At 59.2% G+C, this 15,940-nt stretch carries 9 protein-coding genes and 3 pseudogenes; 7 read left to right on the top strand and 5 right to left on the bottom strand.

Annotated elements, in window-relative coordinates; genetic code table 11:
• Positions 1–4: 4 nt before the first annotated feature.
• The 7 genes and pseudogenes from B0G80_RS48100 to B0G80_RS20565 form a co-directional block, all read left to right on the top strand.
• A pseudogene (locus B0G80_RS48100) lies at positions 5–1,063 on the top strand (tetratricopeptide repeat protein); the annotation flags it as partial.
• A gap of 704 nt (positions 1,064–1,767) precedes the next feature.
• Positions 1,768–3,762: a phospholipase D-like domain-containing protein gene (locus B0G80_RS20590; RefSeq protein WP_116119214.1), complete on the top strand. Its 1,995-nt coding sequence runs from the start codon at positions 1,768–1,770 to the stop codon at positions 3,760–3,762.
• A gap of 12 nt (positions 3,763–3,774) precedes the next feature.
• Positions 3,775–4,818 (top strand): annotated as a pseudogene (locus tag B0G80_RS48095) (DUF6396 domain-containing protein); the annotation flags it as partial.
• A 710-nt stretch (positions 4,819–5,528) separates the two neighbouring features.
• Positions 5,529–7,523 (top strand): phospholipase D-like domain-containing protein, encoded by a 1,995-nt coding sequence (locus tag B0G80_RS20580; protein WP_116119213.1) that lies wholly within the window; start codon positions 5,529–5,531, stop codon positions 7,521–7,523.
• 11 nt (positions 7,524–7,534) lie between these two features.
• Positions 7,535–8,527, top strand: a pseudogene (locus B0G80_RS48090) (tetratricopeptide repeat protein); the annotation flags it as partial.
• A 782-nt stretch (positions 8,528–9,309) separates the two neighbouring features.
• Positions 9,310–10,962 (top strand): sel1 repeat family protein, encoded by a 1,653-nt coding sequence (locus tag B0G80_RS20570; protein WP_258878929.1) that lies wholly within the window; start codon positions 9,310–9,312, stop codon positions 10,960–10,962.
• 28 nt (positions 10,963–10,990) lie between these two features.
• On the top strand, positions 10,991–11,251 hold the full coding sequence (locus B0G80_RS20565; RefSeq protein WP_116119211.1) for a PAAR domain-containing protein: 261 nt from the start codon (positions 10,991–10,993) through the stop codon (positions 11,249–11,251).
• A 157-nt stretch (positions 11,252–11,408) separates the two neighbouring features.
• Here the strand turns inward: B0G80_RS20565 and cobA are convergent, their stop codons facing one another.
• The 5 genes from cobA to B0G80_RS20540 all read right to left on the bottom strand — a co-directional run bounded on the left by cobA (position 11,409) and on the right by B0G80_RS20540 (position 15,926).
• Positions 11,409–12,164 (bottom strand): uroporphyrinogen-III C-methyltransferase, encoded by a 756-nt coding sequence (gene cobA, locus B0G80_RS20560; RefSeq protein WP_116119210.1) that lies wholly within the window; start codon positions 12,162–12,164, stop codon positions 11,409–11,411.
• A gap of 65 nt (positions 12,165–12,229) precedes the next feature.
• Positions 12,230–13,546, bottom strand: coding sequence for a sulfate adenylyltransferase subunit 1 (locus B0G80_RS20555; RefSeq protein WP_116119209.1), 1,317 nt, complete (start codon positions 13,544–13,546; stop codon positions 12,230–12,232).
• Between the two features lie 25 nt (positions 13,547–13,571).
• A complete protein-coding gene (cysD, locus tag B0G80_RS20550; RefSeq protein WP_106279842.1) occupies positions 13,572–14,534 on the bottom strand; it encodes a sulfate adenylyltransferase subunit CysD in 963 nt (320 codons plus the stop codon).
• Between the two features lie 109 nt (positions 14,535–14,643).
• On the bottom strand, positions 14,644–15,390 hold the full coding sequence (locus tag B0G80_RS20545; protein WP_116119208.1) for a phosphoadenylyl-sulfate reductase: 747 nt from the start codon (positions 15,388–15,390) through the stop codon (positions 14,644–14,646).
• Positions 15,387–15,926 carry a DUF934 domain-containing protein gene (locus tag B0G80_RS20540; protein ID WP_116119207.1) on the bottom strand — a complete coding sequence of 180 codons (540 nt, stop codon included), beginning with the start codon at positions 15,924–15,926 and terminating at the stop codon, positions 15,387–15,389. The genes B0G80_RS20545 and B0G80_RS20540 overlap by 4 nt, the downstream gene beginning before the upstream one ends.
• Positions 15,927–15,940: the final 14 nt, after the last annotated feature.

Raw genomic sequence — 15,940 nt, 5'->3', positions numbered from 1 at the left:
GCATATGAAGCGTATTGCCAGACGCCTGAAGCTATTCCTGATTGCTCTCGTCGCCCCTTGTCTGTTTGCCGCTTCCGTATGGGGCGGCCTTATGACGCCAGTAACCAACCGATTCGTTGCGAATATGTCCGATCTGCCGCGCTACACCAAACTGCCGCTGTTTAACCCGCACAGAAAGACCTTCGCATGCGTCTATCAGGACCAGCACCTGCCTTCCGTCGACCCCCAGGCCGAATTGTGGTTCCAGCAGGCACTGGCGCTCGATAACCCGGACATCTGGTTCGAGGATATCGACTGGACGAGGGTCTATCAGCTTTACACAAATGCTGCAGAGCGAAACAACTGGAAGGCCATGCTTAATCTCGCCTCGTTGATTCTGAGTGACTACGCGGTGCCGGTTCACGATCCGGAACTAGCCATACGCTGGGTGGAGAAAGCGATGCAACTCGGCGTGCCGGATGCATGGGACCGCATGGGAACCTATCATCAGAATGGGCTGATTCGGGGTGGAGATGCCACCACTGCTTACGCTTTCTTCCAGCGCGCCGCGGACATGGGCAATCCGTCGGCGCTGACTTATCTCGGATACAAAATGGCGGGTACATATGATGATCCAGATGGCGAATTCTGGGGTAATTCGGACGTCGGAACACGCATGCTTGAGTGCGCCTTGACACAAGGATACGGGAATGCAGCCGAAAAGCTTGGCTTTATCTATTCGCGGCCGGAAACCTACGAAGCGAAGCTTCGTGCACTCAAAGTTCTCCACGAAGGAGTCAAGCTAGGTAGTGCGAACTGCGCAAAGGCGCTTGATTCAGAGTTCCGAGGATTCAATCTATCGACAGGGCGAAATCTCTCCGGAAAGGTGGATATACAGCGCGCGGAGCGTTATGCAGTTTTTGGGAATGCGCTTGAACACTATGACGGCCGCCTCAAGCTGCCCAATTTGGACAAGGTATTGCCACTGCCGCCCGCACCGCTGCCGAAGTGGGACGGCAACAAGCAGACGCTGATTGATGCCGCCAAGGCCGTCGCACCGCCTGCAAAGCCCACATCCGCATCACATACAGCGCTGCAGGGCCGCGAGCAGATGCCGGACGGTCATAGCGTAATGCCGCTTGCCGAAAGCCCCTACATGGTTCACGGCGACCAGCGGGTACCCGAAACCGGCTACTGGCTGGCGCTGTTCGGTACCCCGAGAACGCCCAGGGCGCAGCTCACACCTGCCCGTAGCGGACGGCCGGAACACTACCAGGCCGGCGAGCGGTTCGAACCCGCGACGATGACCAGCCTGTCGCACGAGACGATGCAATGGCACTACCTGGGCGAAGCCCGTCAGCTTCCACCATCGCGCGAAATGATCCTCGCGCATATGGTCAGTGCTGGCTGGCTGCGGGAAATATCCGCCAGTACGCCAATAAGTCAATGCGCCGGACACCAGCGATGCCCGCAGCAGGGCATCTGGGAAGGCCGCATTGCCGGTGCGCATCCGCAGGCGTTTCTCTATAACACGTGGACCCAGCAGGCCTTTGTTGATCAAGGACAGTCTTTCCCCGATCCACGTGAGCGGGCTCTGGCAATTGATCGTCATGATGTCACGTGGACCTACCTCGGTAGTCCGAACGTTGACGGCGCGGTGCCGGGCGTGACGAATATCGCACTGTGATCGAATGGCTGGACAAGAGGGCCACGCGTTCGAACCGGTGCGAACGGGTGGCCTGATGATCCGCTCAGGCTACGGTACGACTGATCGATAAGGATAACCACATGACTAAACACCTCAAGACGCAGAACCCCATCGATGTAGCGATCGATGAAGCGGGTCGCAAGGGGAACGGATCGGTGCAATGGCTTCTCGAGAACCGCGAGGAGATGCCCATCACTTACGGAAACAGGCTGCATTTCATGGTCTGCGGCGAGGAAGGTTTTGCGGAGATTGCGAAGGACATCTGGGATGCCAGATCCACCGTCGATGTTGTCTGCTGGGGTTTCGATCCGGGCATGGAGTTGACGCGTGGTCCAATGTGCCGAAGATTCGACCCAGACCTCGGCAATGAAATAAAAAAAGGTAATGCCTGGCCACGGGGCGTGAGGTACGGCCGCCTGCTGGAGGCCGTCACGACACGAAAGGACAATCCGGTAACGGTGCGACTACTGATCTGGTACGACGCGCGAGGCTCAGCCAGGCAGAACAACATGCCTGGTTACAGCGACGTGGACCAAAGTTGGAGTGCCGTTGCGAATCACGTCCGGCAATCGCCGCCGTATGCCAACCCCGAACGCCACAAGTACTGCGCTGATTGGTGGGCGCGCCACCTGCCTGGTGGCCGAAGCGGTGCAGGCTCGAATCCGCGCCTTCAGGTTGTTCTGCGCGGCATCGCTGCCGGCGATGTCAAGGCGATGCTGGCAGCGGCGCCGAAAGAGGAGGATCAGCCTGCCTACGAATCGGGCAACCCGATCGATGAAACCGGCCTGCTCGAAAATTATCCTACCCACCACCAGAAACCGGTCCTGATCGACTATGCACATGACGGTGGCAGCAAGGCGGTAGGTTACGTCATGGGACTAAATTCCGTGACGGATTTCTGGGACCGGACAGCACACGAGATCGACGATCCGTTGCGAGAAACGTGGTCAGCCGGTAACGTCGATGTAGAACTCACCCATGAGCGGACTACGCAGGATCCGAAAGGACCACTCAGAAAGACAGCCTACGGGCACACCAAGCCATATCAGGATTACGCCTGTCGCGTCGTCGGACCAGCGCTGAAACGACTGCACGAGAATTTCGAGCGGGGCTGGAACCTGTTCGCTCCCGCCGCGCTGCAAACGAGAGAACTGACGGAATTGCCGCCCAAGGTTCCTGTCTTGCCAAAGAATCCCGCACATGGGGTGCAGATCGTACGCACTCAGCCGCACGAACTGGACAAGAGCATCAAGGAACTCTACTTCCAGGCAACCAGCTTTGCCCGCAACTATATCTACATCGAGAACCAGTATTTTTTCTATCCGGAGTTTGCCCGTCACCTGAAAAGGGAACGCAGAAAGTTCTGCGACGCCTGGGCGAGACTGCCGGACAAACCTATGACGGATGTGCCGGTGCTGCATCTGTTTATCGTGATTCCACACCCCGAAGACGACGGTATGGTGCCGCGTACATTCGACATGCTGACCGAACTGGGTGCAAGCACGTCAATGCCGGAACAGGCAACACACGTCGACAAGGGCAAGCTCGACCAGGATTACACGGATGCGCACAAGGGCAAGAAAGGCAACAAGGTGCTGGACCGTCCGAGCCTGAAGCAGTTGCAGGACACGCTGGGTCTGAAAGTGAGCGTCGCCCGACTGCGCACTAGTGGGGTGATCGGTAACCAGATGGCTTATCGCGAGATCTATATCCACTCAAAGCTGATGCTGATCGACGATGTGTTCGTGACGCTCGGCAGCGCGAATCTGAACCAGCGCAGCATGTCTGTGGACAGTGAGATCAACATTGCGGCGACCGGGCAGGTCTGGGCCGCGGATCTGCGCGAGCGGGTTTTTGAACTGCATTCAAATGGAAGAGTGAGCGGTTCGGGAGAGCGGAACAAGACACCGGATGTATTTGAAACGTGGACAGATGTAATGAACAAGAACGCCAAATCAATGATGGACAAGAAGGTTATGCAAGGTTTCCTGCTGCCATTCGAAGACCACCGTGCTACTTCGACCATGCATGCTTCGGTGACGGTTCCGTCAGTCATCGACACTGCTACGGTTTGAAGGGAAAGGATCATGGATGTCATGAACCGCCTGACCATTATTCTCTTCGTCGGCTTCCATCTGATTGCCGTCGACGTGCAAGCAGTACCGACCAATTTAATAGCCAACAAACTGACTGCCGCCATGTCTGATCTGCCACGCTACGAAAAGCTCCCACTTTTCAATCCGCATCGCACGAATTTTACCTGCGTCTATCAGGACCAGCATGTGCAGCGTGTTGATCCGCAGGCTGAATTGTGGTTCCAGCAGGCGCTGGCGCTGGACAATCCGGATATCTACTACGAGGATCGCGACTATCCGAAGATTTACCAGCTCTACCAGCAGGCCGCCCAGCGCAACCACTGGAAGGCTATGCTCAATATTGCCTCGCTGGTCCTGTCGGATTACGCCGTGCCGGAGCATGATCCAGAGGTTGCGGTTCGCTGGGTGGAAAAGGCGATGCAACTGGGTGTACCCGACGCGTACGACATGATGGGCACGTACCACCAGAACGGCACGATCAGGGGCGGTGATGCAACCAGCGCCTATGCGTTTTTCCAGCGCGCTGCGGACATGGGCAGTCCATCGGCGCAGACGTTCATTGGCTACAAGATCGCCGGCACTTACGATGATCCAAATGGAGAATTCTGGGGTAACCGGACAATTGGCACTCAGATGCTGGAGTGTGCCTTTGCGCAAAGCTATGGCCTCGCGGCCTATAGGTTGGGTTTTCTGTACGCCGGCGAATATTCAGTCGCAGAAAAAATCCGGGCGCGAACAGTTCTGCAAGAGGGGATTAAGCTTGGCTGCGCAGAATGTGCGAGCAAGCTAGCAGTCGAATTTCGAGGCACATATCTTAGTGATGGCACCAGCCTTGTAGATCAAGCTGACAAAGCCCGCGCCGAGCGCTATAGCCAGATCGGCAATGCGCTGGAACATTACCAAGGCCGCCTCAAGTTACCTAACCTTGACAAGGTATTGCCACTGCCGCCCGCACCGCTGCCGAAGTGGGACGGCAACAAGCAGACGCTGATCGATGCCGCCAAGACCGTCGCACCGCCCCCGAAACCCAAATCCGCATCACATGCAGCGCTGCAGGGCCGCGAGCAGATGCCGGAGGGTCATAGCGTAATGCCGCTTGCCGAAAGCCTCTACACGGTTCACGGCGACCAGCGGGTACCCGAAACCGGCTACTGGCTGGCGCTGTTCGATGCCCCAGGAACGCCCAGGGCGCAGCTCACACCTGCCCGTAGCGGACGGCCGGAACACTACCAGGCCGGCGAGCGGTTCGAACCCGCGACGATGACCAGCCTGTCGCACGAGACGATGCAATGGCACTACCTGGGCGAAGCCCGTCAGCTTCCACCATCGCGCGAAATGATCCTCGCGCATATGGTCAGTGCTGGCTGGCTGCGGGAAATATCCGCCAGTACGCCAATAAGTCAATGCGCCGGACACCAGCGATGCCCGCAGCAGGGCATCTGGGAAGGCCGCATTGCCGGTGCGCATCCGCAGGCGTTTCTCTATAACACGTGGACCCAGCAGGCCTTTGTTGATCAAGGACAGTCTTTCCCCGATCCACGTGAGCGGGCTCTGGCAATTGATCGTCATGATGTCACGTGGACCTACCTCGGTAGTCCGAACGTTGACGGCGCGGTGCCGGGCGTGACGAATATCGCACTGTGATCGAATGGCTGGACAAGAGGGCCACGCGTTCGAACCGGTGCGAACGGGTGGCCTGATGATCCGCTCAGGCTACGGTACGACTGATCGATAAGGATAACCACATGACTAAACACCTCAAGACGCAGAACCCCATCGATGTAGCGATCGATGAAGCGGGTCGCAAGGGGAACGGATCGGTGCAATGGCTTCTCGAGAACCGCGAGGAGATGCCCATCACTTACGGAAACAGGCTGCATTTCATGGTCTGCGGCGAGGAAGGTTTTGCGGAGATTGCGAAGGACATCTGGGATGCCAGATCCACCGTCGATGTTGTCTGCTGGGGTTTCGATCCGGGCATGGAGTTGACGCGTGGTCCAATGTGCCGAAGATTCGACCCAGACCTCGGCAATGAAATAAAAAAAGGTAATGCCTGGCCACGGGGCGTGAGGTACGGCCGCCTGCTGGAGGCCGTCACGACACGAAAGGACAATCCGGTAACGGTGCGACTACTGATCTGGTACGACGCGCGAGGCTCAGCCAGGCAGAACAACATGCCTGGTTACAGCGACGTGGACCAAAGTTGGAGTGCCGTTGCGAATCACGTCCGGCAATCGCCGCCGTATGCCAACCCCGAACGCCACAAGTACTGCGCTGATTGGTGGGCGCGCCACCTGCCTGGTGGCCGAAGCGGTGCAGGCTCGAATCCGCGCCTTCAGGTTGTTCTGCGCGGCATCGCTGCCGGCGATGTCAAGGCGATGCTGGCAGCGGCGCCGAAAGAGGAGGATCAGCCTGCCTACGAATCGGGCAACCCGATCGATGAAACCGGCCTGCTCGAAAATTATCCTACCCACCACCAGAAACCGGTCCTGATCGACTATGCACATGACGGTGGCAGCAAGGCGGTAGGTTACGTCATGGGACTAAATTCCGTGACGGATTTCTGGGACCGGACAGCACACGAGATCGACGATCCGTTGCGAGAAACGTGGTCAGCCGGTAACGTCGATGTAGAACTCACCCATGAGCGGACTACGCAGGATCCGAAAGGACCACTCAGAAAGACAGCCTACGGGCACACCAAGCCATATCAGGATTACGCCTGTCGCGTCGTCGGACCAGCGCTGAAACGACTGCACGAGAATTTCGAGCGGGGCTGGAACCTGTTCGCTCCCGCCGCGCTGCAAACGAGAGAACTGACGGAATTGCCGCCCAAGGTTCCTGTCTTGCCAAAGAATCCCGCACATGGGGTGCAGATCGTACGCACTCAGCCGCACGAACTGGACAAGAGCATCAAGGAACTCTACTTCCAGGCAACCAGCTTTGCCCGCAACTATATCTACATCGAGAACCAGTATTTTTTCTATCCGGAGTTTGCCCGTCACCTGAAAAGGGAACGCGGAAAGTTCTGCGACGCCTGGGCGAGACTGCCGGACAAACCTATGACGGATGTGCCGGTGCTGCATCTGTTTATCGTGATTCCACACCCCGAAGACGACGGTATGGTGCCGCGTACATTCGACATGCTGACCGAACTGGGTGCAAGCACGTCAATGCCGGAACAGGCAACACACGTCGACAAGGGCAAGCTCGACCAGGATTACACGGATGCGCACAAGGGCAAGAAAGGCAACAAGGTGCTGGACCGTCCGAGCCTGAAGCAGTTGCAGGACACGCTGGGCCTGAAAGTGAGCGTCGCCCGGCTGCGCACTAGTGGGGTGATCGGTAACCAGATGGCTTATCGCGAGATCTATATCCACTCGAAGCTGATGCTCATCGACGATGTGTTCGTGACGCTCGGCAGCGCGAATCTGAACCAGCGCAGCATGTCGGTGGACAGTGAGATCAACATTGCGGCGACCGGGCAGGTCTGGGCCGCGGATCTGCGCGGACGGGTTTTTGAACTGCATTCAGGCGGACGGACAAACGGATCTGGAGATCGACTTGAGATGCCGAAGGTCTTTGACAAATGGGAAAAGTTAATGAAAGACAATGCGCAGACAAGGAAGAACAATCAAAGCATGCAGGGCTTCTTGTTGGAGTTTGAGGATCATCGCGCTACCTCAACGATGCATGCGTCAGTGACGGTTCCGTCATCTGACAGCACTGCGCTAGCTTGAACGAGACATCTATGAGGTTCACAACCATCCTCTGCCGCATTGTTTTCATCGCCCTGTTTCTATTCACCACCGGTGCTCAGGCCGGACCATTGACATCCTTGACCAGCAAGCTGACTACCGCCATGTCCGACCTGCCGCGTTACGAAAAACTGCCACTGTTTAATCCGCATCGCAAGCTGTTCACCTGCCTTCATCAGGGCCAGCACGTGCCGCCTGTTGATCCGCAGGCGGAACTGTGGTTCCAGCAGGCACTCGTGCTGGACAACCCAGACATCTATTACAAGGATCGCGACTATCCGAAGATTTACCAGCTCTACCAGCAGGCCGCGCAGCGCAATCACTGGAAGTCCATGCTCAATCTCGCCTCGCTGATCCTGTCGGACTACGCGGTACCGGAACACGATCCGGAGGTTGCGATCCGCTGGGTCGAGAAGGCGATGCAACTCGGCGTGCCGGATGCCTACGACATGATGGGTACATACCATCAGAACGGTATGATCAGGGGCGGTGATGCAACCAGCGCCTATGCGTTTTTCCAGCGCGCGGCGGACATGGGCAGCCCGTCTGCAATGACGTTTCTGGGGGACAAACTGGGGGGAACCTATGATGACCCCGACGGGGACTTCTGGGGAAACAGGTCAATTGCAATTGAGATGCTGAAGTGTGCGATGGCGCAGGGTTACGGGGATGCAGCCTATGAACTTGGGTACTTGCAGCTAAGTGGCTACACGCCGGAAGCAAAAGCGCTGGCGTTGAAGACATTTCACGAAGGAGTGAAATTGGGGAGCGCCAAAAGCGCCAAAAATTTGTCCGTCGAATTCGACGGGTTTAATTTGTCGAACGAAAAGAGCCTCGTTGGACACGTTGATCAGGCTCGTTCGCAACGATATCGTGTACTCGGAGATGCACTTGAGCATTATGGAACCCGCCTCAGACTGCCGAATTTGGACAAGGTGCTGCCGCTCCCTCCCGCACCACTGCCTAAGTGGGACGGTAACAAGCAGACGCTGATCGATGCGGCCAAGGCTGTCATTCCGTCTGCAAAGCTCAGAACAACGTCAAACGCAATGTTGCAGGGACGCGAACATATCCCGGATGGCTACGGTGTCCCGTCGCTCGCCGAGAGTCCTTATGCAGTCAGGGAAGGCCGGGGCGTCCCCGAAACCGGCTACTGGCTGGCGCTGTTCGATGCCCCAGGAACGCCCAGGGCGCAGCTCACATCGGCCCGTAGCGGACGGCCGGAACACTACCAGGCCGGCGAGCGGTTCGAACCCGCGACGATGACCAGCCTGTCGCACGAGACGATGCAATGGCATTACCTGGGCGAAGCCCGTCAGCTTCCACCATCACGCGAAATGATCCTCGCGCACATGGTCAGTGCTGGCTGGCTGCGGGAAATATCCGCCAGTACCGCCATACGTCAATGCGCCGGACACCAGCGATGCCCGCAGGAGGGCATCTGGGAAGGCCGCGTTGCCGGTGCGCATCCCCAGGCGTTTCTCTATAACACGTGGACCCAGCAGGCGTTTGTTGATCAAGGACAGCCTTTCCCCGATCCGCGCGACAGGTCTCTCGACGTCGATCGCCATGATGTGCTGTGGACCTACCTCGGTAGTCCGAACGTTGACGGCGCGGTGCCGGGCGTAACGAATATCGCTCTGTGATCGAACCGCTGGAGAAGAGAAGAAAGCAATGGCAAGGCGATCGCGCGCAAGGGTGACCTGGCGGCGTGCCCGGAGTATGGCGTCAAACCGAGGCTGCCTGAGCTAGCTTGAACGAGACATCCATGAAGTGCACAACCATCCTTTGCCGCATTGTCTTCGTCGTCCTGTTCCTGACCACCTCTTCTGTGCAGGCCGGGAGACTGACTTCCTTGACCAGCAAGCTGACTACCGCCATGTCCGACCTGCCGCGTTACGAAAAGCTGCCACTGTTTAATCCACATCGCAAGCTGTTCACCTGCCTTCATCAGGACCAGCACGTGCCGCCTGTTGATCCACAGGCGGAACTTTGGTTCCAGCAGGCACTCGTGCTGGACAACCCAGACATCTATTACAAGGATCGCGACTATCCGAAGATTTACCAGCTCTACCAGCAGGCCGCGCAACGCAATCACTGGAAGTCCATGCTCAATCTCGCCTCGCTGATCCTGTCGGATTACGCGGTACCGGAACACGATCCGGAGGTTGCGATCCGCTGGGTTGAGAAGGCGATGCAACTCGGCGTGCCGGATGCCTACGACATGATGGGTACATACCATCAGAACGGTATGATCAGGGGCGGTGATGCAACCAGCGCCTATGCGTTTTTCCAGCGCGCGGCGGACATGGGCAGTCCGTCTGCAATGACCTTCCTCGGCTACAAAATAGCTGGTACTTACGACGATCCGGAGGGCGAATTCTGGGGCAACCTGCCTATCGGTAGGCAAATGCTGGAATGTGCGTTGGCGCAAGGGTACGGGGATGCGGCGGACAAGTTGGGTCTGATCTACGCACGCCCGAACACTTCCGAAGCTAAATTCCGTGCACTTAGGGTTTTACACGAAGGCGTCAAGCTTGGCAGTGCCGAGTGTGCGAACTCCCTATTTAGCGAGTTCGACGGGTTGGGACTGGCAAGTGGCACCAACTTGATCGGCCGCATCGACAAAGCCCGCGCCGAGCGCTATAGCCAGATCGGCAATGCGCTGGAACATTACCAAGGCCGCCTCAAGCTACCTAACCTTGACAAGGTATTGCCACTGCCGCCCGCGCCACTGCCGAAGTGGGACGGCAATAAGCAGACGCTGATCGATGCGGCCAAGACCGTCATTCCGCCCGCAAAGCCCAAATCCGCATCACATGCAGCGCTGCAGGGCCGCGAACAGATGCCGGAGGGGCATAGCGTAATGCCGCTTGCCGAAAGCGCCTACTCGGTTCACGGCGGCCAGCGGGTACCCGAAACCGGCTACTGGCTGGCGCTATTCGATGCCCCAGGAACGCCCAGGGCGCAGCTCACACCTGCCCGTAGCGGACGGCCGGAACACTATCAGGCCGGCGAGCGGTTCGAACCCGCGACGATGACCAGCCTGTCGCACGAGACGATGCAATGGCACTACCTGGGCGAAGCCCGTCAGCTTCCACCATCGCGCGAAATGATCCTCGCGCATATGGTCAGTGCTGGCTGGCTTCGGGAAATATCCGCCAGTACGCCAATAAGTCAATGCGCCGGACACCAGCGATGCCCGCAGCAGGGCATCTGGGAAGGCCGCGTTGCCGTTGCGCATCCGCAGGCGTTTCTCTATAACACGTGGACCCAGCAGGCGTTTGTTGATCAAGGACAGCCTTTCCCCGATCCACGTGAGCGGGCTCTGGCAATTGATCGTCATGATGTCACGTGGACCTACCTCGGTAGTCCGAACATTGACGGCGCGGTCCCCGGCGTGACGAATGTCGCACTGTGATCGAACCGCTAGAGAAGAGGAAAACGCAATGGCAAGACAGGTAATCGTAGTGGGCGACACCACGACCCGCGGTGGAAAAGTGATCACAGGATCACAGGTCGACGTCGTTGACGGCAAGGCGATCGCGCGCAAGGGTGACCTGGTGGCGTGCCCGGAGCATGGCGTCAATCCGATCGTCGAAGGTGACGAATCATTGATGGTCGACGACAAGCCCGTTGCGCTCGAGGGACATCACGCAGCATGCGGATGTGCTCTCGTCAGTGCATGTCATACGTTGTCGGTGCCCTGAGTGTGGGCGGAAGTGGGGCATGCTGACGATGTCGAAGACACAGGCAATCGCGCGGGCGCGCGGCGGGACATGGTCGCGTGCGCTCTCACGTGCCCAAAAGAAATGCGAACATCCCAAAGCGCACAACAAACAACATACACAGCAACAACCAAAAACCTCAAGCCGCGACCAACAACCCATCCGCGGAGCGAACAACCTCGACCTGCCGCGCAGCAAAAGCCTCCCCAATCATCAGCAGGCTCGGCTGCGATGCATCGACCCAGCGCTGCGCGTCGCCGGCTGCGAGTTCTTCGAGTGTGAGCGTCAGCATGCGCTCGCGCTCGGTGCTGCAAGCTTCGACAATCGCCACCGGCGTGGCAACAGGCTTGCCGGCATCGATCAACTGCTGCGCGATCTCGACGCCGCTATCGCGGCCCATGTAAAACACGAGCGAGTCCGCGTTCACCTGTTCACGAATCTCGTCGGAGCCCGGCGCACGGCTGAACGTGGCCAGTGCAACACTGCGCGATACACCCCGCAGCGTCAACGAGCGCTTCAACGACGCCGCGCTCGCCAGCGCAGCGGTGATTCCAGGCACCACTTCATAGTCGATGCCGGCCGCTTCCAGCGCCCGCATTTCTTCGTCGGCGCGGCCGAACAGCATCGGGTCGCCGCCCTTCAGGCGCACCACCACGTCGTGCTCCAAAGCGGCGTCGACGATCTGCTTGTTGATGAACTGCTGGGCTGTCGACAATTGCCCGCAGCGCTTACCCACCGCAATCCGCCGCGCATGCGCAGGCGCGTAATCGAGCATGGCCGCTTCGACCAGCGCGTCGTGCAATACCACGTCGGCGGTGCCGAGCAGGCGCGCGCCGCGTACCGTAATCAGGTCCGCAGCGCCGGGCCCCGCGCCGATCAGATAAACCTTACCCATTTGAATCAACCTGTTGGTTGGGGCGCGAGCCACGCAGAATTGCGTCGCCATGCGCCCTCGCCCGCTTAAGCCGAAAACGCCCGAATCATCCCAGCCGCAACGGTATGATGCGTCGCCTCATCGATCAGCACGAACGCACCCGTGCCCTGATGCGAGTCATACACATCGCACACCAGCGGCTTCTGCAACGTCAGCGCCACGCGGCCGATATCGTTCATCGTCAGATCCTTGCGATCGGTCGCCTGCGACAGCGTATGCACGTCCAGCACTTCCTTGATCGCACCGATCCGCGCGAACACCGTATTGGTGGTCTGCTTCAACAGATACTTGCGTTGCGTCGACAGCGGCGTGTCATCGAACCAGCACAGATCGGCTTCCAGCTTCTTCGCCGGCTCCGGCGCCGCTTCACGCAACACGAAGGTGTCGCCGCGCGATACGTCGACGTCTTCCGCGAGACGAATCGTCACCGTTTGCCCGGCGAACGCGCGGTCCACCGCAGCCGTGCCGCCCGGCACCGGCGCGATGATTTCCGCAACCGTCGCTTCGCGATTGGCCGGCAACACGACAATCGTATCGCCGAGCTTCACTTCGCCGGCTTCGACACGGCCCATGTAGCCGCGGAAATCGTCGGCCTGGCTGCCGTCCTGACGCGCCACCCATTGCACCGGGAAACGCAGCGCCTGGCCCGTCGGCACTTCGACCGGCAACGCTTCGAGCAGGTCCAGCAACGGCTCGCCCGCGTACCAAGGCATGCTTTCGCTCGCCGTCACGATGTTGTCGCCCTTGAGCGCCGAAACCGGCACGAAACGCACGTCGCTCAAACCCAGTTGACGCGCGAGTTCGACATACGCGTCGCGAATCTCGTTGAAACGCTGCTCGCTGTAATCGACCAGGTCCATCTTGTTGATGGCGACGATCGCGTGCTGCAACCCCAGCAACTTGACGATCGCGCTATGACGCTTGGTTTGCGGCAGCAGTTGCGCCACGCCATCCACAAACGTCACACGCGTCGCGTCGACGAGAATAATCGCCGCATGGGCGGTCGACGCGCCCGTCACCATGTTGCGCGTGTACTGCTCGTGGCCCGGCGTGTCGGCGATGATGAACTTGCGCTTCGCAGTCGCGAAGTAACGGTACGCGACATCGATCGTGATGCCTTGCTCGCGTTCGGCTTCGAGGCCGTCCGTCAGCAGCGACAGATCGATTTCGTCGCCAACGGTACGCTTATTCTTCGCGCGCGACAGTGCCGAGAGCTGGTCTGAAAGCACAGCCTTGCTGTCGTACAGCAGGCGGCCGATCAACGTGCTCTTGCCATCGTCGACGCTACCCGCGGTAATGAAACGCAGCACGCCGAGGTCTTCTGGTTGGTGAATACCGCTCATGATTGCTTTACCCTCGTCCGTGTGCTTAGAAATAACCTTGCTTCTTACGCTGTTCCATCGCGGCTTCGGAGACCTGATCGTCCATCCGCGTCGCGCCGCGTTCCGTGATTTCGGTCACGGCCGTTTCGGCGATGATCTTCTCGAGATCGTCCGCATCGCTTTCCACCGGGCAGGTGCAGCTAATGTCGCCGACGGTACGGAAGCGCACCAGCGCGGTTTCACTGACTTCGCCTTCACGCATCGGCGTGAGCGGCGTAACCGGCACCAGCAGGCCATTACGGCGCACGATCTCGCGTTGATGCGCGTAGTAGATCGACGGCAGTTCGAGCTGTTCGCGAGCGATGTACTGCCACACGTCGAGTTCGGTCCAGTTCGAAATCGGGAACACGCGCAGATGTTCTCCGTTATGCAGACGCGCGTTATACAGGCTCCACAGTTCCGGGCGCTGTGCCTTCGGATCCCATTGGCCGAATTCGTCGCGGAACGAGAAGATCCGTTCTTTCGCACGGGCCTTTTCTTCGTCGCGGCGCGCGCCGCCGATCAGCGCGGTGTAGCCGTACTGTTCGATGGTTTCGAGCAGCGTCACGGCTTGCGCCGCGTTGCGCGAATCCAGTTCACGACGCAGACGCACCGTGCCGCGCTTGATCGAATCTTCCACGTGGCCCACCACGAGTTCAGCGCCAATCTCTTTCGCGCGACGATCGCGGAAATCGATCACTTCCTCGTAGTTGTGGCCGGTGTCGATATGCACGAGCGGGAACGGCAGCACGGTCTTGCGATTCGCGCCAATGCCGAAGGCCTTCAGCGCGAGGTGCAGCACCACGACCGAATCCTTGCCGCCCGAAAACAGCAGCGCGGGCTTGCTGCATTCGGCGACCAGTTCGCGCAGGATGTGAATCGACTCGGCTTCGAGCCAGTCGAGGTGATCCATACGGTTTGCCGTGTTGGCGAGCGGTGCGTTCACAGTGGAATCGAGCGTGGTGCTCATATCTGGGTCCTTCGTTGGTTCGCGTCGCAGGCGGTTGCTCGCGTCGCGCAGGTATTCAAATCGGTATGTGCGGTGTTCGGGCCGAAAACCAAGGCCCGTTCGCTCAACTTCAGGCCTGGACGTCTGCGCCGCGCTCTACCGCGATCGGCGTAATCGTCGTGATGTGCAGTCCGCATTCTTTCGTATCGCGCGACTCCCACCACCAGCGCCCTGCGCGGCTATCTTCACCGGGGCGCACGGCGCGCGTGCACGGCTCGCAGCCGATGCTCGGATAACCACGCGCATGCAGCGGATTGACCGGCACGTCGAACGCTTTCAGGTAGTCCCACACTTCGGCTTCGGTCCAATCGGTCAGCGGATTGAACTTGGCGATATTGCGCGCGGCGTCATGCTCTTCCGCATGCAGTTCCGCACGCGTTACCGACTGCTCGCGGCGTTGGCCCGTGACCCATGCGCTAACGTTCGACAGCGCGCGGTTCAACGGTTCGACCTTGCGGATTTCGCAGCAGCGCTTGCGCAGATCGACGCTTTCATAGAACGCGTTCAGCCCGTGCGAGCCGATGTATTCCTCGACCGCCGCGGCTTGCGGATGAAACTGTTCGATGTCGTAGCCGTAGCGCTCTTTCACGCGATCGAGCATGCCGAGCGTTTCCGCATGCAAACGGCCGGTGTTCAGCGAGAAGATGCCGATCTTCACGCCGCGCGACAGAATCGCATGCGTGAGCAGCATGTCTTCCGCTGCGAGGCTGCTGGCGAGCTTCACGTTCTCGTGACGCGCGGCGATCGAGTCGAGCAGCGCATCGAGGCGCTCGACCTTTGCGGCGAGTTCCGGCGTGAGGGTTTGAACTTCGCTCATGCCGATGCCTTTGCCAGTTCGCCCGCTTCGCGGCGGCGGAATAGCGGCGACGAGTTCACCGCGCCCTGATAGTTGAAGCTGAATTCGTCGAACGCTTTCAGTGCGTCGTCGAAGTCTTTGTCCGCGCGCAATGCGTACGCGTCGAAGCCGCAACGGAACATGAACGCCAGTTGATCGCGCAGCACGTCGCCAATTGCGCGCAGCTCGCCCTTGTAACCATAGCGCTCGCGCAACAGGCGGCCGATGCTATAGCCACGGCCGTCGCGGAACACCGGGAAGTCCACGCCGATCAGCGCGATCTTGTCGAAGTCGGCGACGATATCCGCCGGCTCGCTGTCCGGCGCGAGCCACACGCCGATCTCAGCGGCGCTACGCGAGGCGGTCAACGCATCACGTTCAGCCTGCCACAGCGCGAGCGGCACCAGCACCTTGCCTGCGGGCAATTCGTTCACCGCGGGCAGCGAGCCATCTTCTGCCGGGCGCACGACCGTCCAGTCATCGTTGACGATCGCGCGATTCTTGATGATAGAAGCCATCTGTTCTGTATCCT

Source organism: Paraburkholderia sp. BL6669N2, from assembly GCF_003387275.1.
Classification (GTDB): Bacteria; Pseudomonadota; Gammaproteobacteria; order Burkholderiales; family Burkholderiaceae; genus Paraburkholderia.
Note: the sequence above shows the minus strand (reverse complement) of the source record. Positions and strands in the feature narration are given on the sequence as shown.